The organism is Mumia flava, assembly GCF_002797495.1.
Taxonomy (GTDB): Bacteria; Actinomycetota; Actinomycetes; order Propionibacteriales; family Nocardioidaceae; genus Mumia; species Mumia flava.
Map to the genome: position 1 here is coordinate 2106928 of NZ_PGEZ01000001.1, position 23782 is coordinate 2130709.

At 72.3% G+C, this 23782-nt stretch carries 22 protein-coding genes; 17 read left to right on the forward strand and 5 right to left on the reverse strand.

The window, feature by feature from the left end; translation table 11 throughout:
• Positions 1-65 precede the first annotated feature (65 nt).
• The gene (locus CLV56_RS10020; protein ID WP_039363489.1) at positions 66-935 is read right to left on the reverse strand and encodes an alpha/beta hydrolase family protein; all 870 of its coding nucleotides are present in this window, start codon (positions 933-935) and stop codon (positions 66-68) included.
• A gap of 53 nt (positions 936-988) precedes the next feature.
• Here CLV56_RS10020 and CLV56_RS10025 point away from each other — a divergent pair, with 53 nt between their 5' ends.
• From CLV56_RS10025 to CLV56_RS10045, 5 genes are all read left to right on the forward strand, one after another.
• Positions 989-1549: a TetR/AcrR family transcriptional regulator gene (locus CLV56_RS10025; protein ID WP_039363490.1), complete on the forward strand. Its 561-nt coding sequence runs from the start codon at positions 989-991 to the stop codon at positions 1547-1549.
• 199 nt (positions 1550-1748) lie between these two features.
• Complete coding sequence (locus tag CLV56_RS10030) at positions 1749-2897, forward strand: acyl-CoA dehydrogenase family protein (protein ID WP_039363889.1); 1149 nt, start codon at positions 1749-1751, stop codon at positions 2895-2897.
• A gap of 66 nt (positions 2898-2963) precedes the next feature.
• Positions 2964-4172: an acetyl-CoA C-acetyltransferase gene (locus CLV56_RS10035; protein ID WP_039363492.1), complete on the forward strand. Its 1209-nt coding sequence runs from the start codon at positions 2964-2966 to the stop codon at positions 4170-4172.
• A 30-nt stretch (positions 4173-4202) separates the two neighbouring features.
• The gene (locus CLV56_RS10040) at positions 4203-6398 is read left to right on the forward strand and encodes a 3-hydroxyacyl-CoA dehydrogenase NAD-binding domain-containing protein (RefSeq protein ID WP_100414767.1); all 2196 of its coding nucleotides are present in this window, start codon (positions 4203-4205) and stop codon (positions 6396-6398) included.
• Positions 6399-6423: 25 nt separating this feature from the next.
• Positions 6424-7401, forward strand: coding sequence for an NAD(P)H-dependent flavin oxidoreductase (locus tag CLV56_RS10045; protein WP_211288033.1), 978 nt, complete (start codon positions 6424-6426; stop codon positions 7399-7401).
• Positions 7402-7446: 45 nt separating this feature from the next.
• Here the strand turns inward: CLV56_RS10045 and CLV56_RS10050 are convergent, their stop codons facing one another.
• Positions 7447-8082, reverse strand: coding sequence for a TetR/AcrR family transcriptional regulator (locus tag CLV56_RS10050; RefSeq protein ID WP_100414768.1), 636 nt, complete (start codon positions 8080-8082; stop codon positions 7447-7449).
• 54 nt (positions 8083-8136) lie between these two features.
• Complete coding sequence (locus CLV56_RS10055) at positions 8137-9396, reverse strand: TetR/AcrR family transcriptional regulator (RefSeq protein WP_039363494.1); 1260 nt, start codon at positions 9394-9396, stop codon at positions 8137-8139.
• 219 nt (positions 9397-9615) lie between these two features.
• Between CLV56_RS10055 and CLV56_RS10060 the strand changes: the two genes are divergently transcribed.
• From CLV56_RS10060 to CLV56_RS10090, 7 genes are all read left to right on the forward strand, one after another.
• Positions 9616-11169, forward strand: a complete 1554-nt coding sequence (locus tag CLV56_RS10060) for a long-chain-fatty-acid--CoA ligase (protein WP_039363496.1) — start codon at positions 9616-9618, stop codon at positions 11167-11169.
• Entirely contained in the window at positions 11169-13118 is a 1950-nt protein-coding gene (locus CLV56_RS10065) for a GMC family oxidoreductase (protein ID WP_039363498.1), read from the forward strand. Before CLV56_RS10060 ends, CLV56_RS10065 begins: the two co-directional genes overlap by 1 nt.
• A gap of 128 nt (positions 13119-13246) precedes the next feature.
• Positions 13247-14455 carry an ABC transporter substrate-binding protein gene (locus CLV56_RS10070; protein WP_211288034.1) on the forward strand — a complete coding sequence of 403 codons (1209 nt, stop codon included), beginning with the start codon at positions 13247-13249 and terminating at the stop codon, positions 14453-14455.
• 133 nt (positions 14456-14588) lie between these two features.
• On the forward strand, positions 14589-16538 hold the full coding sequence (locus CLV56_RS10075) for an ABC transporter permease (RefSeq protein WP_100414771.1): 1950 nt from the start codon (positions 14589-14591) through the stop codon (positions 16536-16538).
• Complete coding sequence (locus CLV56_RS10080) at positions 16531-17283, forward strand: ABC transporter ATP-binding protein (protein WP_039363905.1); 753 nt, start codon at positions 16531-16533, stop codon at positions 17281-17283. The genes CLV56_RS10075 and CLV56_RS10080 overlap by 8 nt, the downstream gene beginning before the upstream one ends.
• Entirely contained in the window at positions 17280-18029 is a 750-nt protein-coding gene (locus CLV56_RS10085) for an ABC transporter ATP-binding protein (RefSeq protein WP_100414772.1), read from the forward strand. The genes CLV56_RS10080 and CLV56_RS10085 overlap by 4 nt, the downstream gene beginning before the upstream one ends.
• Positions 18030-18129: 100 nt before the next feature.
• Positions 18130-18561: a DoxX family protein gene (locus tag CLV56_RS10090; RefSeq protein WP_100414773.1), complete on the forward strand. Its 432-nt coding sequence runs from the start codon at positions 18130-18132 to the stop codon at positions 18559-18561.
• A gap of 11 nt (positions 18562-18572) precedes the next feature.
• Here CLV56_RS10090 and CLV56_RS10095 read toward each other — a convergent pair whose 3' ends face one another.
• Complete coding sequence (locus CLV56_RS10095) at positions 18573-19130, reverse strand: helix-turn-helix domain-containing protein (protein ID WP_039363499.1); 558 nt, start codon at positions 19128-19130, stop codon at positions 18573-18575.
• A 67-nt stretch (positions 19131-19197) separates the two neighbouring features.
• Here CLV56_RS10095 and CLV56_RS10100 point away from each other — a divergent pair, with 67 nt between their 5' ends.
• The 4 genes from CLV56_RS10100 (at position 19198) to CLV56_RS20855 (ending at position 22501) form a co-directional block, all read left to right on the forward strand.
• On the forward strand, positions 19198-19878 hold the full coding sequence (locus CLV56_RS10100) for an AzlC family ABC transporter permease (protein ID WP_039363502.1): 681 nt from the start codon (positions 19198-19200) through the stop codon (positions 19876-19878).
• Positions 19875-20192 (forward strand): AzlD domain-containing protein, encoded by a 318-nt coding sequence (locus tag CLV56_RS10105; protein WP_039363504.1) that lies wholly within the window; start codon positions 19875-19877, stop codon positions 20190-20192. The genes CLV56_RS10100 and CLV56_RS10105 overlap by 4 nt, the downstream gene beginning before the upstream one ends.
• 41 nt (positions 20193-20233) lie before the next feature.
• Positions 20234-21466, forward strand: coding sequence for a DUF2786 domain-containing protein (locus CLV56_RS10110; RefSeq protein WP_100414775.1), 1233 nt, complete (start codon positions 20234-20236; stop codon positions 21464-21466).
• A gap of 69 nt (positions 21467-21535) precedes the next feature.
• On the forward strand, positions 21536-22501 hold the full coding sequence (locus tag CLV56_RS20855; protein ID WP_100414776.1) for a CAP domain-containing protein: 966 nt from the start codon (positions 21536-21538) through the stop codon (positions 22499-22501).
• A 72-nt stretch (positions 22502-22573) separates the two neighbouring features.
• Here the strand turns inward: CLV56_RS20855 and CLV56_RS10120 are convergent, their stop codons facing one another.
• Complete coding sequence (locus CLV56_RS10120; RefSeq protein WP_100414777.1) at positions 22574-23005, reverse strand: hypothetical protein; 432 nt, start codon at positions 23003-23005, stop codon at positions 22574-22576.
• A gap of 134 nt (positions 23006-23139) precedes the next feature.
• Between CLV56_RS10120 and CLV56_RS10125 the strand changes: the two genes are divergently transcribed.
• Entirely contained in the window at positions 23140-23637 is a 498-nt protein-coding gene (locus CLV56_RS10125; protein ID WP_039363507.1) for an NUDIX hydrolase, read from the forward strand.
• Positions 23638-23782: the final 145 nt, after the last annotated feature.

Genomic DNA, 23782 nt, shown 5'->3' on the forward strand with positions numbered 1-23782 from the left:
GGCACCCCGCGACGGAGCGTCAGCAGAATCGTAGGACCGCCGCGGCGGGTCCGCTCGATCGTTGCTCAGGCGGTCGCAGCCGGCTCGGCGGTCGTGATCCGGGGGAGGAGCAGCGACTCCCACAGCACCGCGTGGTCCCGGTGGAAGAACCCGTGGTGGCCGATCCGCTGGAGGCCGTGGGCGGTCGGCTCGACCCGCAGCACCTCGGTCTCCGCACCCGAGTAGCGGCCGGCGAGGTCGCGCATGCTCGCTTCTCCGAGCAGCTCGTCGTCGGCGATCACCAGGGACGACACCGGTGTGGTGACCTCCGCGTACCGGGCGGTGAGCTCCGGCCTCCGCCCCCAGAGGTAGTCGCGGTGCAGGCACCACGACGCCCACTCCCGCATCACGTCGGGCGGCAGGTCGCCGATGATCCCGAAGCGCCGACCCGGGAAGTAGCCGGTGAGTCGGATCGCCACCGGTGCGAGGGCGGCCCACAGCACCGGCGCGACGAACCGGCTCCGACCGACGCCGTAGCGCCAGTGGCCGCTGCCGGCCGCGACCAGGACGAGCCGTGCGAAACGCGTGTGGTCCGCAAGACCGAACGCCTGGCCGCCGAGGCTGTGCCCGAGCCAGGTGACGGGGAGGCCCTCGGCCCGGTCCAGGGCGTACGAGCCGGCGGCGGCCGCGTCCCGCAACCAGCGGGTCGTGTCGGCCTCGACGTCGCGCAGGTGGCCGGTCGCGGAGGCGCCGTAGCCGCGGTAGTCGAACAGCAGCACGGCGATCCCGCGGTCGCGGAGCCAGGCGGCCATCGGTCGGTAGTACGCCGCCGGCGTTGCCATCGCCGGTGCGACGACGAGCACTCCACGGCGGCGGCCGCGCGGCTCGAGCCACTCGCCGGACAGCTCGCTCCCGTCGTCGGTCGGGATCCGGACCGCGTTTAGAACAGTCGTCATAGTCAGCACGATGACTTATGACGGACGTCATAGTCAAGGGGTAGCATCGGACCATGGCCGATGACCCCAGGACACGGATGGTCGCCGGTGCCGCGTCCCTGATCGGGATGCGCGGCGTCGGCGCGACGAGCGTGCGCGAGCTGGCCCGGTTCACCGGCGCGCCGCTCGGCTCGACCTACCACTACTTCCCAGGAGGCAAGGACCAGCTCGTCGACGAGGCGCTCGCCTGGGTCTGCGTGCGGACCGAGCGGCTGATCGCGTCGTGCGACGACGCCGTCGCTGCCCTCGACGCGTTCGTCGCGAGCTGGCGGCGCCTGCTGGAGGAGACCGACTACCGGGCGAGCTGCCCGGTTCTCGCGGTCGCGGCCGAGGAGCCGGGGCGCGGTGACGACCCGCCGCCGTCGACGGCCGTCTTCCAGCGCTGGCACACCTTGATCGTCGACACGCTGCGCCGCGACGGCGTCGCTCCGGAGCAGGCGGACGCGCTCGCGTGGACCGTGCTCGCCTCCGTCGAGGGGGCGGTGGTGCTCGCGCGCAGCCAGCGCAGCGCGGCGCCGCTGGACGCCGTGGCCGGCACGCTGCGCTCCCTGGTCGCCGCGGCCGTCGAGCGCTGACCCCGCCCGGGCACATCCGCACGGTGAGCGCCGCTTTCTCATCAGCATTCGAAAGTGATGGCGCCTTGTTCAAGCGATGCGGCCAGTGCTTCCACCAGGGGCTCGCCATTTTCTAATCTCTTGTAAAAACAGGCGTCTTCGCGTTACGGTCTTCTCACCGGCCTCCGTGCGAGGCGACGACCACGAGGAGGCCACGCCGATGAGCACCCGCACGCTGTACGACGCCGAGCACGAGGCATTCCGCGAGACGGTGCGCGCGTTCGTGGAGAAGAACGTCGTACCCAACGCCGATCGCTGGGAGGCCGAGGAGAAGGTCGACCGCGAGCTCTTCACCGCGGCGGCGGGCGACGGCATCCTGGGGTTCTCGATCCCCGAGGAGTTCGGCGGGGGCGGCGTCGACGACTTCCGGTTCAACGCCGTGATGCTCGAGGAGCTCGGCCGCAACCCGGTCAGCAGCGGCATGGGCTGCGTCGCCCTGCAGAACGACATCGTCTTCCCCTACTTCACCGACCTCACCAACGACGAGCAGAAGCGGCGCTGGCTGCCCGGCATCGCCCGCGGCGAGCTCGTCACCGCGATCGCGATGACCGAGCCGGGCACGGGCTCGGACCTCTCCGGCATCCGCACCCGCGCGGTGCGTGACGGCGACGACTACGTCGTCAACGGTGCCAAGACGTTCATCTCCAACGGGCAGAACGCCGACCTCGTCGCGGTCGCGGTGCGCACCGGCGACGACCCGCACCGCGGTCTGAGCCTGCTGGTCGTCGAGGAGGGCATGCCCGGTTTCACGCGAGGGCGCAACCTCGAGAAGATCGGGCTGCACGCCCAGGACACCAGCGAGCTGTCGTTCACCGACGTGCGCGTCCCGGCAGCGAACCTCCTCGGCGACGAGGGCGCCGGCTTCCTCGGCCTGGTGCGCAACCTCCCGCAGGAGCGGCTCTCCATCGCGGTCGGCTCCGTCGCGGCGGCGGAGGGCACCTTCGAGCGCACCCTGGAGTACGTCAAGGAGCGTACGGCGTTCGGGAAGCCGATCGGCTCCTTCCAGAACTCTCGCTTCGTGATGGCCGAGATCGCCACGCAGCTCCAGGTCAGCCGTGTCTACATCGACGAGATGGTCCGCAAGCACCTCGACGGCGCCCTCACCCCGGAGGAGGCCGCCGCGGCGAAGTGGTGGTGCACCGAGCAGCACGTCGAGATCGTCAACCGCTGCCTCCAGCTGCACGGCGGGTACGGATACATGCGCGAGTACCGCGTCGCCCGCGACTACGAGGACGCGCGGATCACCACGATCTACGGCGGCACGACCGAGATCATGAAGGAGATCGTCGGCCGCGGCCTGGGCCTCTAGCGCCTGCACCCCACACCCCACCGGACCCGGCTCCGCGAGCCCGGGGCCCCTGACTGCGGAGGACCCATGCCCGACACGGCGTACATCTACGACGCACTGCGCACACCACGTGGCAAGAACCGCGGCGGAGCGCTGCACGGGACCAAGCCCGTCGACCTCGTCGTCGGACTGCTCGACGAGCTCGTCCCACGCAACCCCGGGCTCGACCTCGAACGCGTCGACGACCTCGTGCTCGGCGTGGTCTCGCCGGTCGGGGAGCAGGGAGGTGTGATCCCCCGGACCGCTGCGCTGCTGTCCGACCTCCCGGAGACCGTGCCCGGGGTCCAGCTCAACCGGTTCTGCGCCTCCGGTCTGGAGGCGGTGAACTCCGCCGCCGCCAAGATCGCGATCGGCGACGGCATGGTGGTCGCGGGCGGGGTCGAGTCGATGTCGCGGGTGCCCATGGGCAGCGACGGCGGAGCGTACGTCCAGGACCCGACCACCGCGTACGACCTGTACTTCGTCCCCCAGGGCATCGGGGCCGACCTGATCGCGACCCTCCAGGGCTACTCCCGCGAGGACGTGGATGCGTACGCCCTGGAGTCGCAGCGCCGCGCCGAGCACGCCTGGACCAGCGGCTACTTCAAGCGCTCGATCGTGCCGGTCCGCGACATGAACGGCGTCGTGCTGCTCGACCACGACGAGCACCGACGTCCCGACGCCAGCGCCGAGTCGATGGCGTCCCTGCGGCCGGCGTTCGCGGGGATCGGGGCTCAGGGCGGCTTCGATGCCGTGGCGCTGCAGAAGTACCACGCGGTCGAGCGGATCGAGCACGTCCACACGGCGGCGAACTCGTCGGGCATCGTCGACGGTGCTGCGCTCGTCCTGATGGGCAGCGAGGCCGCCGGTGCCGCGATGGGCCTCACTCCACGCGGGCGGATCGTCGCCACCGCCGCCGTCGGGAGCGAGCCGACGATCATGCTGACCGGGCCGACCCCGGCGACACGGAAGGTGCTCGACCGGGCCGGTCTGACCGTCGACGACATCGATCTGTTCGAGCTGAACGAGGCGTTCGCGGCCGTGGTCCTCCGGTGGATCGACGACCTCGACCTGCCGCCGGAGAAGGTCAACGTCAACGGTGGCGCGATCGCGATGGGCCACCCCCTGGGCGCCACCGGGGCGATGATCCTCGGCACGGTGCTCGACGAGCTCGAGCGCCGCGAGGCGCGCTACGGCCTCGTCACGCTGTGCGTGGGCGCCGGGATGGGCGTCGCCACCATCATCGAGCGCCTCTGACCCGCCGCCGAGACCGACCGGAGAACACGGATGACGAACGAGCACACGGACCCGAACCCCGGCGAGACCGTCGAGGGCATCAGGTGGGAGCAGGACGACGACGGTGTCGTCGTCCTGACGATGGACGACCCGACCCAGCGGGTCAACACGATGAACGACATCTGGGCCACGTCGTACGCCCGCGCCGCCGATCGCCTCGAGGCCGAGCGCGAGTCGATCACCGGGGTGGTGCTGACCAGCGCGAAGAGCACCTTCTTCGCCGGCGGCGACCTCAACCTGCTGCGTCAGGGATCGCCGGAGGACGCGCCGCAGCGCACAGCGCACATCGACGGGATCAAGGCCGTGATGCGGCGGATCGAGACGCTGGGTCGACCGGTCGTCGCCGCAGTCAACGGCGCCGCGCTGGGCGGTGGCTTCGAGGTCGCGCTCGCGACCCACCACCGGATCGTCGCCGACGTTCCCGGCGCCAAGCTCGGCACCCCCGAGGTCACGTTCGGGCTCATCCCGGGCGGGGGCGGGATCACCCGTACGGTGCGGATGCTCGGCCTGCAGCGGGCGCTCTCGGAGGTGATCCTCAGCGGGACGCGGATGACCCCGGCGAAGGCGCTCGAGCTCGGCCTGGTCGACGACGTCGTGTCGTCGGTCGACGAGCTGCTGCCCCGTGCCCGCGCCTGGATCGCGGCCAACCCGGACGCCACGCAGCCGTGGGACCGCACGGGCTTCACGATCCCCGGCGGCGCCGTGACCAGCCCGGCGATCGCCTCGACGCTGCCCGCGATCACCGCCCTGCTGCGCCAGCAGCTCAAGGGCGCTCCGATGCCCGCGCCGCGGGCCGCGCTCGCCGCCGCGGTCGAGGGCGCGTACGTCGACATCGACACCGCGACGCGGATCGAGACCCGCTACCTGGTGAGCCTCACGAGCGGGCAGGTGGCGAAGAACATGATCCACACGTTCTTCGCGAAGCAGCGCGTCGACGCCGGCGCGAGCAGACCCGACGGCGAGCCCGCGTCCACCTGCCGCAGGCTCGGGGTCGTCGGCGCCGGGATGATGGGCGCCGGGATCGCGTACGTCGCCGCGAGGGCGGGGATCGAGGTCGTCCTGCGCGACACCGATCTCGACGTGGCCCGTCGAGGCAAGGGGTACGCCGAGCGACTCGAGGCCAAGGCGCTCGAGCGGGGCCGTACGACAGCCGAGCGGTCGCAGGCGCTGCTCGACCGGATCACCCCGACCGACGACCTCGCGGACTTCGCGGGGGTCGACCTCGTCGTCGAGGCCGTCTTCGAGTCGGTCGAGGTGAAGCAGGCGGTCTTCGCCGAGATCGAGCCGGTGGTGCTGCCGGACGCGGTGCTCGCCTCGAACACCTCGACGCTGCCGATCACCACCCTCGCGGGCGGCGTGAGCCGGCCGGAGGACTTCATCGGCCTGCACTTCTTCTCGCCGGTCGACAAGATGCCGCTCGTCGAGATCGTCCGCGGTGCGCAGACCTCCGACGCGACGCTCGCGAAGGCGTTCGACTTCGTCCGGCAGATCCGCAAGACCGCGATCGTCGTCAACGACCAGCGGGGGTTCTTCACCTCGCGTGTGATCGGCACCTTCATCAACGAAGCCGTGGCCGCCGTCGGCGAGGGCGTCGAGCCGGCGAGCGTCGAGCAGGCCGCGCTCCAGGCCGGCTACCCGGCCGGCCCGCTCCAGCTGCTCGACGAGCTCACGTTGACGCTGACCCAGAAGATCCGGGAGGAGACCCGGGCCGCGGTCGAGGCGGAGGGCGGGACGTGGACGCCGCACGGTGCCGACGCCGTCCTGGACCGGATGATCGGTGAGCTCGGTCGGGGAGGTCGCTCGACCGGTGGGGGGTTCTACGCCTACGCCGAGGGTCGACGCGTGGGCCTGTGGCCGGGCCTGCGTGATGCCTTCGGATCGGGGTCGGCCGACGTGCCGCTGATCGATCTCCAGGAGCGCATGCTCTTCGCGGAGGCGATCGACGCCACCCGGTGTCTCGACGAGGGCGTGCTCACGTCCGTCGAGGACGCCGACATCGGTTCGCTGCTCGGGATCGGCTTCCCCGCCTGGACCGGCGGGGTGCTGCACTACGTCAACCAGTACGAGGGCGGCGTCGCCGGGTTCGTCGCGCGAGCACGCGAGCTGGCGGCGGCGTACGGGCCCCGCTTCGAACCGCCGGTGTCGCTGGTCGTGCGGGCGGAGGCCGGCCAGGCGGTGGACGCGTGACCCCGGTGGTCCCGTGGGGGGTGGCGTGGTGATCAGGACGCGGTTCACCGAGACGTTCGGGATCACCCACCCCGTCGTCCAGGGCGGGATGATGTGGGTGGGGCGCGCCGAGCTCGCCGCGGCGGTCTCCGAGGCGGGTGGGCTCGGCATCATCACCGCGCTGACGCAGCCCACACCTGCCGACCTCGCCGCGGAGATCGAGCGCGCTCGTCGGCTCACCGACCGCCCGATCGGCGTCAACCTCACGATCCTGCCGACCATCTCGCCGCCTCCGTACGCCGAGTACGTGCGGGCCGCGATCGACTCCGGGATCACGATCCTCGAGACCGCCGGCGCGAACCCGGAGCCGTACCTCGACCTTCTCAAGGCGCACGGCGTCCGGGTGATCCACAAGTGCACGAGCGTGCGGCACGCCGTCAAGGCGGAGCGGGTTGGTGTGGATGCCGTCAGCATCGACGGGTTCGAGTGCGCCGGCCATCCCGGTGAGGACGACATCGGTGGGCTGGTCCTGATCCCGGCGACGGCGGACCGGATCACGATCCCGTTCATCGCCTCCGGTGGGATCGCTGACGGGCGTGGACTCGCCGCCGCGCTCGCGCTCGGGGCCGACGGCGTGAACATGGGGAGCCGCTTCCTGTGCAGCACCGAGTCCCCCGTGAGCGACGCGGTGAAGCAGCGGATCGTGGAGGCGTCCGAGCTCGACACCGAGCTGATCTTCCGCACCCTGAACAACACCGCCCGGGTCGCGAGCAACGAGGTCAGCCGCGAGGTCGTCCGGATCCTCGACGAGGGCGGCGACTTCGCCTCGGTGCGAGATCTGGTCGCGGGTGCGCGCGGCCGACGGGTCTTCGACGACGGCGACCTGGACGCCGGGATCTGGTCCGTCGGCGTGGTCCAGGGGCTCATCCACGACGTGCCGAGCGCCGGCGACATCGTCCGCCGAACGGTGGCCGAGGCCGAGGAGGTCCTCCGCCGCCGCTCGTCTGCACTCCTCCCCGTCTGACGGCGGCGAGACGCCCGTGGCGGTGAGCACGCCGCACGTGACTCGTCAGGGACTGCCGACGCCGTTGAGTACGAGCTTCTGCGTCGCGGCGACCAGGTCGTCCAGGGTGCGCTGCTCAGGGTTCCACCACTCCGCGGCCCAGTTCATCGCGCCGATGATGAGCAGCCGGGTGAGGTTGACGTCGAGGTCGCCACGCAGCTCCCCGGCATCGCGTGCCTGCTCGAAGAGGTCGCGCCACATGTGCGTGTACGCCGTCTCCTCGGCGGTGGCGCGTTCCCGTACCTCGCGCGGGACCTGCCCGGCGTTGCGGACCGAGGCGGTCGTGTAGTCGCTGATCAGCAGTTCGTAGCGCAGGTGTGCCTCGACGGCGGCGAGGATCCGGCCCATCGGCGTGGTGTCGAGCGGCAGCCCGGCGAGCACGTCGTTGACGTGTCCGCGCACCCGGTGTGCCCCGACGTACATCACCTCGGCGATCAGCTCGTCGCGCGACGAGAAGTAGTAGTAGATCGCCGGAGCCTGGACGCCCGCCTCCGTCGCCACGTCCTGCAGCCGCGTGCCCGCGTAGCCCTTCCGGCTGAGCACGCGTGCGGCGGCGTCCAGGATCCGCTCGCGCGTCCGGTGAGACTTCGGCAGCGGCGCGCTCGCGCCCGCGCGGGAGCGTCCTCGGGTCTGGTCGGCCACGAGAGGGAATCTAACACAGATTCAAAAGAGCCCGCCTGTGCATCGGCGACCAGGTCACGGGGACCGCTCGGAGGCTGCAGCCGTTCCGAGTGCGGCGGTTGCCATCGCATGGATGCGCGCGCGGGTCGCGGCGTCGTCGCGCCAGTGCGTCCGCCGACCGAGGTCGGTCACCACACCGAGCGCCGCGTGCACCAGGAACCGCGCCTCGCGAGCATCGATCTCCGGCCGCGCCGCCGAGAGCAGGCTGACCCACAGACCCACGTGGTCACGCTGCAGGGTCAGCAGCCGTGCCTGGTCCGCCGGCGGCAGGCTGGCGACGTCGGCGTAGTAGACCGACATCAGCTCCTGGTGCGCGAACGAGTGGGCGACGTACGCCCGGCTGAGCCGTTCGAGTGCGAGCTCGGGCGGTGCCCCGCCGACGCCTGCGGCGGTCACCGTGGCGTCGAGGTGGTCCGACGCGAGCAGGCACGCAGCCAGCAGCACGTCGGACTTGCTGCTGAAGTGCCGGTAGAAGCCCGACGGGGTGAGCCCGGCCTCGGTCGCGATGGCCTCGACCGTGACCTCCGCGAAGCCGACCGAGTGGAACAGCCGGACGGCCGCGGCGAGCACCTGGTCGCGCCGCGTGGTCGGCTCCGTGGCGGGCGGCCTCGCGAGGTCGGCCGCCGCAACCCCGTCGCCGGACCGCGGCAGGTCGCCGGTCGCGACCCGTACGGCCGCGTCGCCGATCACCGTCACGGTGCGGCGCTGCGGGAGCGAGGTCCGGTGGGCTGTCACGCTGGCCACGACGCTCAACGTCCCGGCGCTGACCAGGTCGACGTCCGCGGCACCCGACTCCGGCCGCAGCACCGACACCACCGACGCGACCCGCGCGATCATCTCGGCGAACAGCGCCCCGGTCTCGCGCCGGTCGTCGGCCTCGAGGTAGCGACCCTCCCACCGGTAGATCCCGCCGGTGCGGCGGGAGCGGAGAGTCGCCCGGGTGACCGAGTCGAGGATCGCGTCGAGGTGCGCGCGCGCGGCCTGCGGATCGGTCAGATCCACACCGGGCGGCGCGGGCGCCCAGTCGTCGAGCAGCTCCTGGGCCATCGACCGCGCGCACTGCGCGAACAGCGCGTACTTGCTCGGGAAGTGGCGGTAGAGCGCTGGGCCCGAGATCCCGACCGCGACGGCGATGTCGTCCATCCCGACGGCGTGGTACCCGCGCTCGGCGAACGCGCGCGAGGCCGCGGCCAGGATCAGCGCCTTGCGGTTGCGCGGGCGGCGCGCCGGTTGCGTGCCACGCGGCCGACCGGACGCCGTCGTCGAGCTCGCCACGGCTCCACCTCCTCTCGAAACGTCCCGCAAAGTTAACCACGACTCACGTTCGTGTCGAGCCCAGGATGCTAGGAACCCCAGGATCCGGCCGGATTCGCACGTGACGTGAACCTCCGCTAACAAAAATGTGAGTCTCGATTAACAAGAGGGGTTGTCAGGGAATGTGATCTACGGCATGCTTCCGGCCAACTGCAGCACGCCGCACAGAAGGGCAGCGCCATGACCGACCTCTTGAACACCGCTCCGGAGTGGACGTTTCGCAACCACTGGATGGCCCAGGTCGCCGGCCACGCCTTCGGCAAGGCCGACGAGACCGCGCTGCGGCACCGTGGTGTGAACACGACCTGGAGTCAGCTGCACGAGCATTCACTTGCTGCGGCCGGGGCGCTGGCTCGCCGCGGGGTCCGGCGGGGCGACCGCGTGCTGCTGCTGACGCTGAACCACTCCGAGTTCGTGGAGGCGGTGCTCGCGATCAACAGCCTCGGCGCGATGGCCGTGCCGGTGAACTTCCGGCTCGCGCCCGGCGAGGTCCAGTACATCGTCGAGGACTCCGGGGCCACCGTGATCCTGGCGGACCAGATGCTCGCGCCGCTCGTCGGCGCGGTGGGCCAGCTCACCGACCGGTTGCGGACCCGGATCTGCTTCGGCGAGGCGGAGGGCTTCGAGTCGTACGCGTCGCTGGTCGCCGAGGACGATCCCGCCGAGCTCGCCGACGTCGCCGAGGACGAGACGGCCCTGATCATCTACACGTCGGGCACCACCGGACACCCGAAGGGCGCGATGCTCTCGCACCGCAACCTGCAGCTCCAGGCGCTGACGTGCATCCGGGCCAACGGCATGAACGACGACTCCGACGTCGGCTTCCTGACGGCGCCGTTCTTCCACATCGCCGGTCTCGGTTCGATGGTCGCGAACCTGCTGCTGGGCATCCCGACGGTGATCCACCCGCTCGGCGCGTTCGACCCGGCGGCCGTCGTGGATGCGTGGGAGGCGGAGGGCGCGACGATCGTCTTCAACGTCCCGCAGCAGTGGCAGGCGATCTGCGCCCTCCCGGACATCAAGGACCGCAAGCTCGACCTGCGGATCATCAGCTGGGGTGCGGCGCCGGCCTCGGAGACGCTGCTGCGCACCATGTCCGAGACCTTCCCCGACGCGGTCAACGTCGCAGTCTTCGGCCAGACGGAGACGTCGCCGATCACGTGCGTGCTCAGCGGCGACGACTCGCTGCGCAAGCTCGGCTCGGTCGGCAAGCCGATCCCGACGATCCAGTACCGCGTCGTGGACGATGAGATGAACGACGTCCCGCGCGGCGAGGTCGGCGAGATCGTCTACCGCGGCCCGACGGTCAGCCGCGGGTACTGGAACAAGCCGGAGGCGACCGCGGCGGCCTTCCACGGAGGGTGGTTCCACTCCGGCGACCTCGTTCGCCAGGACGACGAGGGCTTCGTCTGGGTGGTCGACCGCAAGAAGGACATGATCATCACCGGCGGCGAGAACGTCTACTGCGCCGAGGTCGAGAACGCGCTGTACGCCCACCCGGACGTGGTCGAGGCGGCCGTGATCGGTCGTCCGGACGAGCAGTGGGGCGAGATCCCGGTCGCCGTCGTCGTCCAGCGCGAGGGCGCCGCGCTGGACCTCGAGGCGTTGACCACCTTCCTCGACGGCCACCTGGCCCGCTACAAGCTGCCCAAGCGCCTGGTGATCATCGACGAGCTCCCACGCAACGCCGGCGGCAAGGTCCTCAAGACCGCACTGCGCACCGAGGTCGAGTGATGACCGCGCTGAACGAGCGCCAGCGGGCCGCGCTCGCGTCGATCTGCGACACCTTCGCCCCGGGCGACGGCGACGCGATCCCCCCGGCGAGCCGGCTCGGCACCGTCGAGATCGTCGAGGGCATGGCGATGCACAACCCGCGGGAGGCCGAGGCGAAGCAGCTCGCCACGCTGCTGCGCTTCTGGGACACCCGTGCGCTGGGCGTCGCCCTGGGGTTCGGCCCGCGCCGGTTCTCCCGGCTGAGCCAGGAGCAGCGCGAGGCCGCACTGATCGGACTCGGCGACTCCCGTGTCGCGCAGAAGCGCGCGCTCTTCCAGGCACTGAAGGGCGCCGCCACCCTCGGCTATTACCTGGCCCCGGGACCGACCGGGCGCTCGCCGCTGTGGGACGCCATGGGCTACCCCGGGCCGTTGGGGTTCCGTGACGACGCCGCAGCCCCGCCGTTGTCGCCGATCACGCCGACCGGCGACCTCGAGGTCGACTGCGACGTGGTCGTCGTCGGCTCGGGCGCTGGGGGCGGGACGGCCGCGGCCGTGCTGGCCGCGGCCGGGCACGACGTCGTCGTGCTGGAGAAGGGCGACTACCTCGACGACCGCGACTTCGACGGCAGCGAGCTGAACGGACTCACCCGGGCGTACGCGCCGGGACCGACGGCCACCGCCGAAGGACAGCTCAGCATGCTCTCGGGCCAGTGCCTCGGCGGCGGCACGGTCGTCAACTACACGACGTCCTTCAAGACGCCCGACCACGTCCGTGCGGAGTGGGCGTCGATCGGGGCGAAGCAGTTCGCGACCGACGAGTTCGATCGTTCGCTGGACGCCGTCTGGGAGCGGCTCGGTGTCAACCAGAACCACAACGCGATCTCCTCGCGCGACGTGATCCTCGAGCGCGGTCTGAGCAAGCTCGGCTGGCACGTCGACGAGATGCCCCGCAACGTCAAGGGCTGCGACAACGGCATCGAGTGCGGACGCTGCGGCATGGGTTGTCGGATCGGTGCGAAGCAGTCGACGGCGAAGACGTGGCTCGTCGACGCCGAGGTCGACGGCGCACGGCTCTACACCGGGGTCGACGTGCGCACCGTGACCCGCCGCGGCCGTGTCGCGACCGGGGTCGAGGGCCGGACCGCCGACGGTCACCGCGTCACCGTACGGGCGCGTGCGGTCGTCGTCGCCGGCGGCAGCCTGCAGACGCCGGCGCTGCTGCGGCGATCGGGACTGACGAACCCGAACATCGGCCGGCACCTGCGCCTGCATCCGGCGACCGCGGTGTGGGGTGAGTTCGAGGACGAGGTCCGCCCGTGGGAGGGCGGCATCCAGACTCGCTACTCCACCGAGCACGCCGACCTCGACGGCTCGGGGTACGGCGTGATCTACGAGACCGCGGCGACGAACCCCGCGCTCGGTGTCGCCTTCATGTCGTGGCGCGGAGCGGCGACGCACCGGGAGCGGATGCTCAACCTCGCGCACCTCAGCGGCGTCGGCGTGATCACCCGCGACCAGGACTCCGGTGAGGTGAAGGTCGGCAAGGACGGCGAGCCGGTCGTCCACTACACGCTGTCCGCCCGGGACGAGGACCGTCTCCGCGCCGGTGTCGCGGGCGCGGCCCGCATCGTCGAGGCAGCAGGGGCGGCGTCGATGTTCTCCGGGCACCAGGCCGGGATCACCTGGACGCGCGGCGAAGGCTCGGTGGACGACTTCGTCTCCCGATGCGACGACGCCGGCTACGGTCCCGGGCGCTGCGCGATGGCCGCGCTGCACATCATGGGCTCGGCCCGGATGGGCGGCTCGGCCGACGAGACCGCCCTCGACCCCGACGGCGCGACCTGGGAGGTCCCGAACCTCGTCGTCGCCGACGCCTCGTGCTTCCCGACCTCGTCCGGCGTCAACCCGATGATCTCGATCGAGGCGATCGCCCACATGAACGCCTCCCGTCTGGCGGCGCGCCTCTGAGCTCCGACCGGAGCCGACCCGTACGCCCCACGTCCCTCACCACCCGTCTGCCCCAACGCGCGCGAGCGCACACCTAGGAGAAGGAGAACGCCGTGCGAACCAGAGCGGCATCACTGAGAATCACCGCCTTGCTGTCCGTCGCCGCCCTGGCCCTCGCGGGCTGTGGCTCCGACGGCGACTCGGAGGCCGACGCCGACCCGGCGGCGAGCCTGGACGGCCCGCCGATCAAGGTCGGCTTCCTCAACCCGTCGAGCGGAGCGGTCCCGCAGCCCGGAGCCGACACCGGCGCCGAGGCAGCCGTCGACTACATCAACGGCGAGCTGGGCGGCATCAACGGCAGCCCGCTCGAGCTGGTCTCGTGCGACACCGACACGACACCCGAGAAGGCGACGGCCTGCGCGAACCAGTTCGTGGAGGACGGCGTGGTGGCGGTGATGGACGGCTTCAACCTGTCCTCCAGCGCGACCCTGCCGGCTCTCACGGCGGCGAAGATCCCGCTGGTCGGGATGATCCCGTTCGACTCGGTGACCGGAGCCGAGGCCGAGAACCGCGTGTACTTCGCCGCCCCCCAGGCGTCGTTCCTGGTCGGCGCGATGCAGGCGTTCAAGGAGGCCGGCAAGAACTCGGTCACCCTCGCCCTCGTGGACACGCCCTCCTCGCACCAGACGATCGACACGCTCCTGCCGGCGCTGGCGGGTGCGCTCGAGATGGACGCCAACGGCGTCTACTTCTCGCCGACGAACCCCAACTTCACCGCCCTCGCGGCGACGATCGCGAAGGAGAACCCGGACGTCGGGGGCCTGGTCGCCTCGCCGAACGAGGCCGCGTGCACCGCGCTGGTGCAGGCGCTGCGCCAGCAGGGGTACGAAGGCACGATCTTCACCGCGGCGTGCACCGACTACATCGCGGCGGCGCCCGAAGAGGCAGCCGGCGGCGCGCTCTACTCCTCGACCTGGCTGCCGGCCGCGGCCGAGCACGCCCCGGAGGAGGTCCAGGACGATCTCGCGGCCGCCCAGGAGGCCATCGAGTCGGTCGAGGGCGGCACCGGTGGCTTCTACGCGTACGCCGAGTTCGCCCAGTTCGTGACCTTCGCCCAGGCGCTCGACGGCGTCGACGGCGAGCTCACCGGCGAGACGGTGCTGACCACGCTGAAGGGGTTGAAGGACTTCCCGAGCTTCCTCGGGGCCGACATCTCCTGCGACAGCCCGACCTCGCCGAACTGCACCACCGAGATGCTTCTCTTCGAGGTGCAGGACGACGGCACGATCGCGCCGCTGACGGACGGCTTCCTGCAGCCGGTTCCCGAGGTTCTCGCCCAGATCCCCGGCGCGACGTGATCGACCGGGGTGCGCCGAGGCTCCACGCCTCTTGCCTCGGCGCACCCCTGACCATCCCGCCTCCGTCGGGCCGCCACCCCCGGGCGGCCCGACGGATCCCTCTCGTCCCGTCCCATCTTCGAGGAGGTGACCCGTGGACCAGATCGTCCTGTTCGTGACCCTCGGCTTCGCCGTCGGTGCGGTCTACGCCGTCGTCGCGTCGTCGCTCGTCGCCGTGCACGCCGCCACCGGGGTGCTCAACTTCGCCCAAGGCTCGATCGCCCTGTGGGGCGTCTGGGTCGCCGCCGAGCTCGGCACCACCGGCACGCTCGTGCTGCCGGTCGGGTCGATCGCTGTCTCGGACGGCCCGACCTCGGCCGCGGTCGCGGTCGCGGTCGGGACGCTCTCCTCCGCGGTCATCGCACTCCTGACGCACCTGCTCGTCCTGCGGCCGCTGCGCTCGGCGCCGGTGCTGTCGCAGGTGGTGGCGTCGGTCGGCGTGATGCTGGTGATCGTCAGCCTGGTGCCGCTGCGGTTCGACGTCACGGGGTCGGTCGCACCTCCGATCCTGCCCGCCGGCACCGTCGAGATCCTCGGCGCTGCGGTGGCCGTCTCCGACCTGATCCTCGTCGGGCTCGCGGTGGCGATCGCGCTCCTGCTCGCAGGCTGGTTCCGGTTCACCCGGTGGGGGATGGCGACGCGGGCGAGCGCGCAGGACGAGACGGCGGTGATGCTGACGGGCTACTCCCCGGACCGCCTGGCCGCCGTCGTCTGGGTCGCGACCGGCGCCGCGACGGGTCTGGTGGCGATCGTCGCCTCGCCGACCGTCGGGCTCGACCCGCTCAGCTACACCTTCTACGTCCTGCCGGGGCTCGCCGCGGCGCTGCTCGCCCGGCTGCGGTCGGTCCTCGGCGCCTGCGCGGCCGGGCTCGGGATCGGGATCTTCCAGTCGCTGCTGCTGATGATGAGCACGTACGACTTCTGGCCCACCTGGGCCCAGGCCGGGTTCGGCGAGACCGTGCCGTTCCTCATCGTCGTGATCGCGCTGTTCGCGTTCGGCAAGGCGATGCCGGCCCGCGGCGGCGTGGTCGCGATGCGGATGCCGACCGTACGTCCGCCGTCGATGAAGCCTCTCCCCACGCTCGTGCTGATCGGAGTCGCGGTCGCGGCCGTCCTGCTCACCGACGGGAGCTGGCGCTTCGGCGTGGTGACGTCGATCATCATGAGCCTGATCGCGCTGTCCCTCGTGGTGCTGACGGGCTACCTCGGGCAGATCTCGCTCGCGGCGATGGCGTTCGCCGGCACCGGCGGGTTCGTGCTGTCGCGGGTGACGACCGAGTACGGCATCGCGTTCCCGTGGTCGTTGATCGGACCGGCGCTCGCCGCCACCCTCCTGGGCGTGGTGGTCGCGGTGCCGGCGCTGCGGATCCGCGGTGCGCACCTCGCCGTCGTCACGCTCGCCGCTGCGCTGGCGATCGAGAGCTTCGTGTTCGGCAACCCGGCGTTCACGCCGTTCGAGGGCAACCACATCGCGGACCCGTCGCTGTTCGGGATCGACCTCGCGGTCCGCAGCGGGACCGACCTGACGACGGTGTCCTTCGCGCTGATGGTGCTGACCGTCGTCGCGGTCCTGACCTGGGTCACCGCGCGCCTGCTGGCCGGCCGGACGGGACGGGCGTTCCTGGCCGTACGGTCCAACGAGCGCGCCGCGGCCTCCGCCGGCATCGACGTGGCGGCGACGAAGCTGCTCGGGTTCGCGTTGTCGGCCTTCCTCGCCGGGGTCGGCGGGTGCCTGATCGGCTACAGCCGCTCGCAGCTGTCGGTGGAGTCGTTCAACGTCCTCGTCGGACTCACGCTGCTCTGCACGGTCTACGTCGCCGGCATCACCAGCATCGCCGGCGCCGTCCTCGCCGGTCTGATCGCGCCGTTGGGCGTTCTCGCCGTGATCCTCGAGGGGACCCTCGGCGTCGGCGAGTACTACAGCCTGATCGCCGCCCTCGCGCTGGTGATCACGGCCGTGCTGAACCCCGTGGGGATCACCGGCAGCGTCCGTGAGGCCTCCACCCACCTCGCCCACCGCAGGAGCTCCCGTGCCGATGCCTGAGAACGAACCGCTGCTCGAGACCCGGGGACTGACCGTCCGCTACGGCGGCGTCGTCGCGAACGACGACGTGGACCTGACCGTACGCGCGGGCGAGGTGGTCGGGCTGATCGGACCGAACGGGGCGGGGAAGACGACGCTGGTCGACGCCGTGACCGGCTTCGCTCCGTCGACCGGTGAGGTCCTGCTCGCCGGTCGGCGGATCGACCGGTTGTCGCCGCATCGGCGTCGCCGTGCCGGTCTGGCGCGGACCTGGCAGGCCGGGGAGCTGTTCGGCGACCTGACCGTGGCCGACAACCTCGCCGTCACGACCCAGCGCCGCGGCGTCGGCGGGCTGGTGGCCGACATGTTCGGTCGGCGCGGGACGGCGGCAGCCGACCCGGCTCTCGAGCTGCTCGGGCTCGGCGACTGCGCGGCCCGGCGCCCCGACGAGCTCAGCCTCGGCCGGCAGAAGCTGGTGGGCGTCGCGCGCGCACTGGCGGGCGGCAGCCGCGTCGTCCTGCTGGACGAGCCGGCCGCCGGGCTCGACACCGACGAGAGCGTGGCGTTCGGTGCGGAGGTGCGGTCGATGGTCGAGACCGGACTCGGCGTCCTGCTCATCGACCACGACATGAACCTGGTGCTCGACGTGTGCGACCGCGTCTACGTGCTCGACTTCGGACGTGTCATCGCGTGCGGACCACCGGACGAGGTCCGACGCGACCCTGCCGTCATCACGGCGTATCTCGGTGCGGAGGCGATCGCGTGAGCGCGTTGGAGCTGTGCGGCGTGACGGCCGGCTACGGGCACGCGCCTGCGGTGCGCGACCTGGACCTGAGCGTGTCGGCCGGCGAGGTGGTCGCGCTGCTCGGGCCGAACGGTGCGGGCAAGACGACCACCCTGCGTACGGCGGCGGGCCTGGTGAAGCCGGACGGAGGCGAGGTCCGTGCGTTCGGTCGGCCGATCGCGCGTCGGGTCGAGCGCAACACCCGGGCGGGTGTGGTGCTCGTCCCCGACAACCGGGCGATCTTCGCCGACCTGACGGTGCGGGAGAACCTGCTGCTCGCGCGGGGGAGCCGGGACGGAGGGATGTCCGCGGTGCTCGATCGGTTGCCGCGGCTCAAGCCGCTGGTCGGCCGCAAGGTCGGGCTGCTGTCGGGCGGCGAGCAGCAGATGCTCGCGCTCGGCAAGGCGCTGCTCGCGCAGCCGCGTGTGCTGCTGATCGACGAGCTGAGCATGGGCCTCGCCCCGGTCGCCGTCCAGGAGCTGCTGCCGATCGTGCGGGCGCTGGCCGACGACCTGTGGGTCGGCGTCCTGCTCGTCGAGCAGCACGTCGACCTCGCGCTCTCGGTGGCCGACCGTGCGGTCGTCCTGCACCACGGCAAGGAGGTGCTGAGGGGGTCGGCGGCCGAGCTCCGTGCTGATCGTGACGCTGTGCACCGGGCGTACTTCGGGGAGGCGGAGGCCGCCGAGCCGAGCGGGGAGCGTCCCGTCGTGGAGACGGTGGGGTCCTAGGAGCACCCCCACGGCGCGCGATCGGACAAGGGCGTACGGGCGGGCTAGCGTGGCGAGCGGCAGCGCCGCCGCACCGCTCGTCGCCCCCAGGAGACCATCGATGGCATCGCACTCGAAGGCGCCGGAGCGCGCCGTGTCCACGCCCCGCACGATCGGCCGCATCGCGCTCGGCTCGTTCCTGCTGTTCGCGGGGATCAGTCACCTCACGTTCGCGCGGGAGGAGTTCCTGGCGCAGGTGCCGGACTGGGTCCCGCTCGACGGCGACACGGTGGTGGTGGCGTCCGGGTTCGTCGAGGTGGGGCTCGGGGGCGCCCTGATCGGCCTCCCCGGCAGGCGCGTCGCCGTGGGCTGGCTCACGGCTGCGTTCTTCGTCGCGATCTTCCCCGGCAACATCTCGCAGTACGTGACCCAGACGGACGCGTTCGGCCTGGACTCCGACCGGGCGCGCCTGGTGCGGCTGTTCTTCCAGCCGCTGCTCGTGCTGTGGGCGCTGTGGGCGACCGCCGCGTGGCGCGACCGTCCGCGTCACTGACGTCGGACGGATCAGGGCTGGTCGGACAGCAGGACGGCGACCGTCGCGGGCTCGAGGGCGACGAAGACGTGCGGCTCGTCCCCGGGGTAGCGGACGTAGTCGCCGGGACCGATCTCGACCGGATCGTCGGAGGGCCCGACGGATGCGCGTCCGCGGACGAGCACGACGTGCTCGACGGTCCCGGGCGGGTGCGGGTCGGACCGGCGCGGCTGCCCGGGCTCGGCCTGGACCACGTAGAGGTCGCGGCGCACGTGGGCGGCGCCTGCGGCGAGCAAGGTGGCCGCGTACTCGGCCTCCTCCGCGACCACGGTCTGGCCGTGACCCAGCCGGACGACCTCGGTGCTTCGGCGCGGCGGGTCGACGAGGCGCGAGAACGGGATCCCGAGGGCGGTGCTCAGCGCCCACAGCGTCTCGACACCGGGGTTGCCCGTGCCGGCCTCGAGCTGGGACACGGTCGACTTCGAGACGCCGGCCCGGCGCGCGAGCTCGGACAGCGAGACGCCGGCGCGGGTGCGCTCGCGGGTCAGGGCCGCCGCGACCTGGCCACGGATGGACGGTGAGGACTCCACCCGTTCACCTTAGCGAACGAAACGTTCGGGTTGACAGACACCGAACGAATCGTTCACTCTGGACAACATGCGTTCGACACAGCGAACGATCCGGCCGGGCGTCCTGCGCGACGTCGGGATGGTGGCGCTGGCCGTCATGGTCGTCGGGGTGTCGTACGGCGCGAGCGCGACGGGGGTCGGGCTGGCGCGGTGGCAGGTCGCTCTCCTGGCGGTGACGGTGCTCGCCGGATCGGCCGAGCTGCTGTTCGTCGGGGTGGTGGGAGCCGGCGGCGCGCCTCTGCTCGCAGCCGCCGCCGCGCTCCTGGTGAACCTCCGCAACGGCGCGTACGGGATGGCGGCGGCGCGGTTCCTCGGGCGTGGCCCGTGGCGTTGGCTCGGGGCCCACCTCGTGAACGACGAGTCGGTGGCCCTCGCGTCCGCGCAGACCAGCCAGCACGAGCGGCGCTTCGTCTTCTGGCTGTCCGGGGCCGCGATCGCGTTGGCCTGGCCGACCGGTGCGATCGCCGGCAGCCTGCTGGGGGAGGTGGCGGCCCCGGAGACGCTCGGCCTCGACGCGGTCTTCCCGGCCCTTCTCGTCGCGCTGGTCCTGCCTGCGCTGCGCGAGCCTTCGACGCGGGTGGCCGCGTCCGTCGGGGCCGTCGTCGCGCTCGCGGCGACGCCGTGGCTGCCCGTCGGGCTGGCGCCGCTGGTCGCGCTCGTCGGCGTGCCGGTCGCCGCACTGGTGGCGCGGGCGAGGAGGCGTCCGTGAGCACGCCGACCGAGGTGCTCGTCGGGATCGGGGTGCTCGCCGTCGGCACGTACGCCGTGCGCCTGATCGGCGTGGTGATGCGGGACCGCATCGCTCTGACCGGCGAGCGGGAGGCCGTTCTGGAGCGGTGCGTCGCGGTCCTGCTGCTCGCGGTCGCCGTCGCGACCACGGCCTACGACGGTGCGGAGCCCGCCGACGGCCCACGGGTCGTCGGTGTCGCCGCCGGTGTGGCTGCCGCGCTGGTGCGAGCGCCGCTGGTGGTCGTCGTGCTCGTGGCGGCGCTGGTGGCAGGCGGGCTGCGCCAGCTCGGCTGAGCACCCGATCCTGTCAGCGGTCTCTTCTAGTGTGGGAACACATGTTCGAAAAGCCGGAGAAGGGACGGGTCGTGACGATCACGGAGGAGCAGAGGTTGTCCGAGGCGGCCGCGTGGTTCGTCGAGTCGGCGAGGCGGACTCGCATCGATCGAGCGTACGCGAGTCGGGTGGCCGGGGCCCCCGGCCGCGGCGAGGCTCCGGTCGCAGCTGCGCAGATCGCGGCCGCGGCCGTCGACGTGCTGGGCGGGCTGGTCTCGACCGCCGTGCGGCACAAGGGCTGGACGCCCGTCGACCTGCGCGAGATCGTGCGCCGGCGTGCACGACGTGACGACGTCGCGCTGCTCGCGGACCTGGTGATCGCGGAGACCGCGAGGCACCCGGACGAGCGGGTCGTGCCGCGGTGGCGACGCGAGGTCGACGACCTCGGCTCGTCGCGCCCGGACGATCTGCGCAGTCCGTCCGGGCTGGCGTCCGCGCTGCGCCTGGCCGGCGCGCTCGACCACCTGCCGGCGCTCCCGCGCACCCTGCCGGCCCCGGGGAGCGCCGACGCGTCCGCCGCGGACCCTTCCGCGGTCGGATCGAGCGCCTCGACCGCACGGCACACCCACCGAGTCCGTGCGCTCCTGGCGAAGGCAGAGTCCACCGATCACCCCGAGGAGGCGGAGGCGTTGTCTGCCAAGGCGCAGGAGCTCGTGAGTCGATACGCCCTGGACCGTCTGCTCGCCGAGGGGGGCACGCCCTCGGCTGCGACGCTGCGCCGGATCTGGATCGATGCGCCGCACGTCTCGGCCAAGGCGCTGCTCGTCGACCGGGTCGCACGGGCCAACGGTTGCCGTGTCGCGCTGTCGGAGACTCTCGGTTTCGCGAGCGTCGTCGGCGCTCCGAGCGACGTCGACGCCGTCGGGGTGATGGCCGTCTCGCTGCTTGCCCAGGCGGAGTCGGCAGCGCTGGCGTGCGGCGCGCGGCGTGATCGTGACGGCACCGTGCGGACGGCATCGTTCCGGCGCAGCTTCCTGCTGGCGTACGCCGCGCGGGTCGGAGAGCGGCTGGCGGCAGCGAGTCGTGGCGCGGCTGCGGCGGACCCGCGCGCCGCGGACCTGGTGGTGGTGATGTCCTTGCGGGATCGGGCGGCCGAGGAGGCGCTGGTCTCCATCTTCGGGAGCCTCCACGAGCGGACCACGAGCGTCCGGAGCCTCGACGGATGGGCGGCGGGGCGAGCGGCTGCTGACACGGCACGATTCGGTGGGCGCGACGCTCTCGGCGCTGCGAGGTGAGCGCTGCCCGGGGCCGTCCTGCGGACCTCGCCGTTCCCTTCCGGTCGTCGCGCCCCTACGCTCGTCCCCGTGACGGGACGGCGATGGCGTGCGGTGCGGGCCACGTCTGCCGTGCTGGCCGCGAGCCTCGGCCTCGTGCTCTGGCTCCTCGCCCCGGCCGCAGCGGCGTCCGACTCCGGCACGATCGCGTCGCTGGCCAACGACGCGCGATCGGATCAGGGCCTGACCAGGCTGGTGCGCGCGCCCGCGCTGGACGAGGTCGCAGCGGGTTGGGCTCGCCAGCTCCGGCGCAACGGCTCGCTGTCGCACAACCCCGCCGTCGGCGACCAGATCCCGTCGGGCTGGCGCGCCTGGGGCGAGAACGTCGCCTCCGGTCAGTCGGACGGAGCGTCGATGCACGCTGCCTGGATGGGGTCGTCGGGTCATCGTGCCAACATCCTCGGCGACTACACCCACGTCGGCGTGGCCTTCCTCCGTGACGGATCGACGACGTGGGGGGTCCAGGTCTTCGCCCGGTACGACGGTGGCGGCCCGTCCGGGTCGACCCCAGGCAGCTCCGACGGAGCGGGGTCCGGCTCGACCGGCGGGGATGCAGGCGGCGGAGCCGGCGCGAAGCGCGACAAGTCCGGTGACGGCTCGGGCGGTGACGGCTCGGGCGACGGAAGCGACGGAGGCGACGGCAGCGAGGGTGCCGGGAGCGGCGCGAACGACGAGAAGGGCGACAGCGACGCCAAGGCCGGCAGCGGCGAGAAGGCCGAGGGCGGGGCGTCCAAGAAGGTCACGAAGCAACGCAGCGAGCCTGCGGACGCGACGCCGTCGGTCCCGACCCCGACGCCTGGGGCCGACACCGCCACGGTCCCGGCACCCCAAGCGCAGCCTGCGGCCGAGCAGGCGGCCGGAGCAGCTCCCGGCGCGCTGGGACTCTCCACGCCGCTGGCGATCCTGCTCGGTGCTGCGTGCGTGGCGGTCTTCGTCCTCGCCGCCGTCGGCGCCCGGCGCGTAGCCGGTGGTCGCGCCGGCCGGCACCGGGGCTGAGCCGGCACCGGGGCTGAGCCGGCACCGGGGCTGAGTCGGGACCGGGGCTGAGCCGGGACCGCGCCGCTCCCGTCAGCGACCGGTCTTGTCGGCGGCGCCGCTGGCTGCCTTCCCGGCCTTCCCCGCAGTCCGGCGCGCCGACGTGGTCGCGCCCTTCGCGGCCGCACGGGTCTGGGTGGCGGACCGCTTCGCTGTCGTGGTGGCGGCCTTGGCCCGCGACTCGGTCGCCTTGGCCGACGACTCGAGATCAGCAGTCGCCTGCTGCGAACGCACCCGCCCGATCAGCCGCTCCCCACGGTCGGAGAGGCCGCCGTACGCGGCACCGGCGTCGCTCCATGCGGATCGCGCCGCGGTCTCGGCGCGTTCCGGCAGGCCGCGCACGGTGTCGGGGAGATCGCGGACCGTGGACGGGATGCCCCGCAGTCCCGCGACCACGGCATCGGTGACGCCGACCGCTGCGTACAGAGGGTTGGGGGTGCTGGTGATCGTGTCCTTCAGGGTCATGGAACGCCCTGCCTTCCGGGTCTCGATCGGTTCGGCCCGTACGACGACGCTGTCGGGACCCCGTTCCCTCCAGTCTTGCGCGCACTCCTCGTGGTGCAAGCGATCCGTTCCGTGACCTGGCGTACGCTCGCACCGTGCCGATCCCGGAGTTCGTCGCCGCGCTGCGTGCGCGGGTGGGCCACGATCTGCTGTGGCTTCCCGGGGTCTCCGGTGTGGTGCGTGCGCCGGACGGGCGCGTGCTGCTCGGCCGTCGGGCGGACAGCGGCGAGTGGGCCGTGCCGAGCGGGATCCTCGAGCCGGGCGAGGAGCCGGCGGTCGGGCTCGCCCGCGAGATCCAGGAGGAGACCGGCGTCGCGGTGGTGGTCGACCGGCTCGCGGCGGTGACGACCACCGAGCCCGTGCACTACCCCAACGGCGACGTCACGCAGTACGTCGACCTGTGCTTCGCCTGTCGGCCCGTCGACGACGCGGCGGTCGCCTCGGCGCGGGTCGCCGACGACGAGTCGACAGCCGTCGGATGGTTCCCGCCGGACGGGCTGCCCTCGCCCCTCGCCCCCTCGACCGGGGAGCGCCTCGCCCACGTCCGGGCTGCGCTGGCCGACCCGGCGGCGGGAGCCCACTTCCGCCGGTGACCCGATGTCGGCGACATCGGAGGACGATGTGGTCCAACCCGGACGGACCCGTTGACACCTCAGGGCATTGCGTCCACGATGTGGGACAGTGCGCGCCGCGAGGGGACGCGCCCTGAGGCCGGAGGATTTGCATGAGACGGACACC

What these genes read in the sequence shown, in the direction of transcription:
- CLV56_RS10020 (WP_039363489.1), bottom strand. Translation starts at nt 935, where the DNA reads ATGACGACTGTTCTAAACGCGGTCCGGATCCCGACCGACGACGGGAGC.
- CLV56_RS10025 (WP_039363490.1), top strand. Translation starts at nt 989, where the DNA reads ATGGCCGATGACCCCAGGACACGGATGGTCGCCGGTGCCGCGTCCCTG.
- CLV56_RS10030 (WP_039363889.1), top strand. Translation starts at nt 1,749, where the DNA reads ATGAGCACCCGCACGCTGTACGACGCCGAGCACGAGGCATTCCGCGAG.
- CLV56_RS10035 (WP_039363492.1), top strand. Translation starts at nt 2,964, where the DNA reads ATGCCCGACACGGCGTACATCTACGACGCACTGCGCACACCACGTGGC.
- CLV56_RS10040 (WP_100414767.1), top strand. Translation starts at nt 4,203, where the DNA reads ATGACGAACGAGCACACGGACCCGAACCCCGGCGAGACCGTCGAGGGC.
- CLV56_RS10060 (WP_039363496.1), top strand. Translation starts at nt 9,616, where the DNA reads ATGACCGACCTCTTGAACACCGCTCCGGAGTGGACGTTTCGCAACCAC.
- CLV56_RS10065 (WP_039363498.1), top strand. Translation starts at nt 11,169, where the DNA reads ATGACCGCGCTGAACGAGCGCCAGCGGGCCGCGCTCGCGTCGATCTGC.
- CLV56_RS10080 (WP_039363905.1), top strand. Translation starts at nt 16,531, where the DNA reads ATGCCTGAGAACGAACCGCTGCTCGAGACCCGGGGACTGACCGTCCGC.
- CLV56_RS10090 (WP_100414773.1), top strand. Translation starts at nt 18,130, where the DNA reads ATGGCATCGCACTCGAAGGCGCCGGAGCGCGCCGTGTCCACGCCCCGC.
- CLV56_RS10100 (WP_039363502.1), top strand. Translation starts at nt 19,198, where the DNA reads ATGCGTTCGACACAGCGAACGATCCGGCCGGGCGTCCTGCGCGACGTC.
- CLV56_RS10110 (WP_100414775.1), top strand. Translation starts at nt 20,234, where the DNA reads ATGTTCGAAAAGCCGGAGAAGGGACGGGTCGTGACGATCACGGAGGAG.
- CLV56_RS10120 (WP_100414777.1), bottom strand. Translation starts at nt 23,005, where the DNA reads ATGACCCTGAAGGACACGATCACCAGCACCCCCAACCCTCTGTACGCA.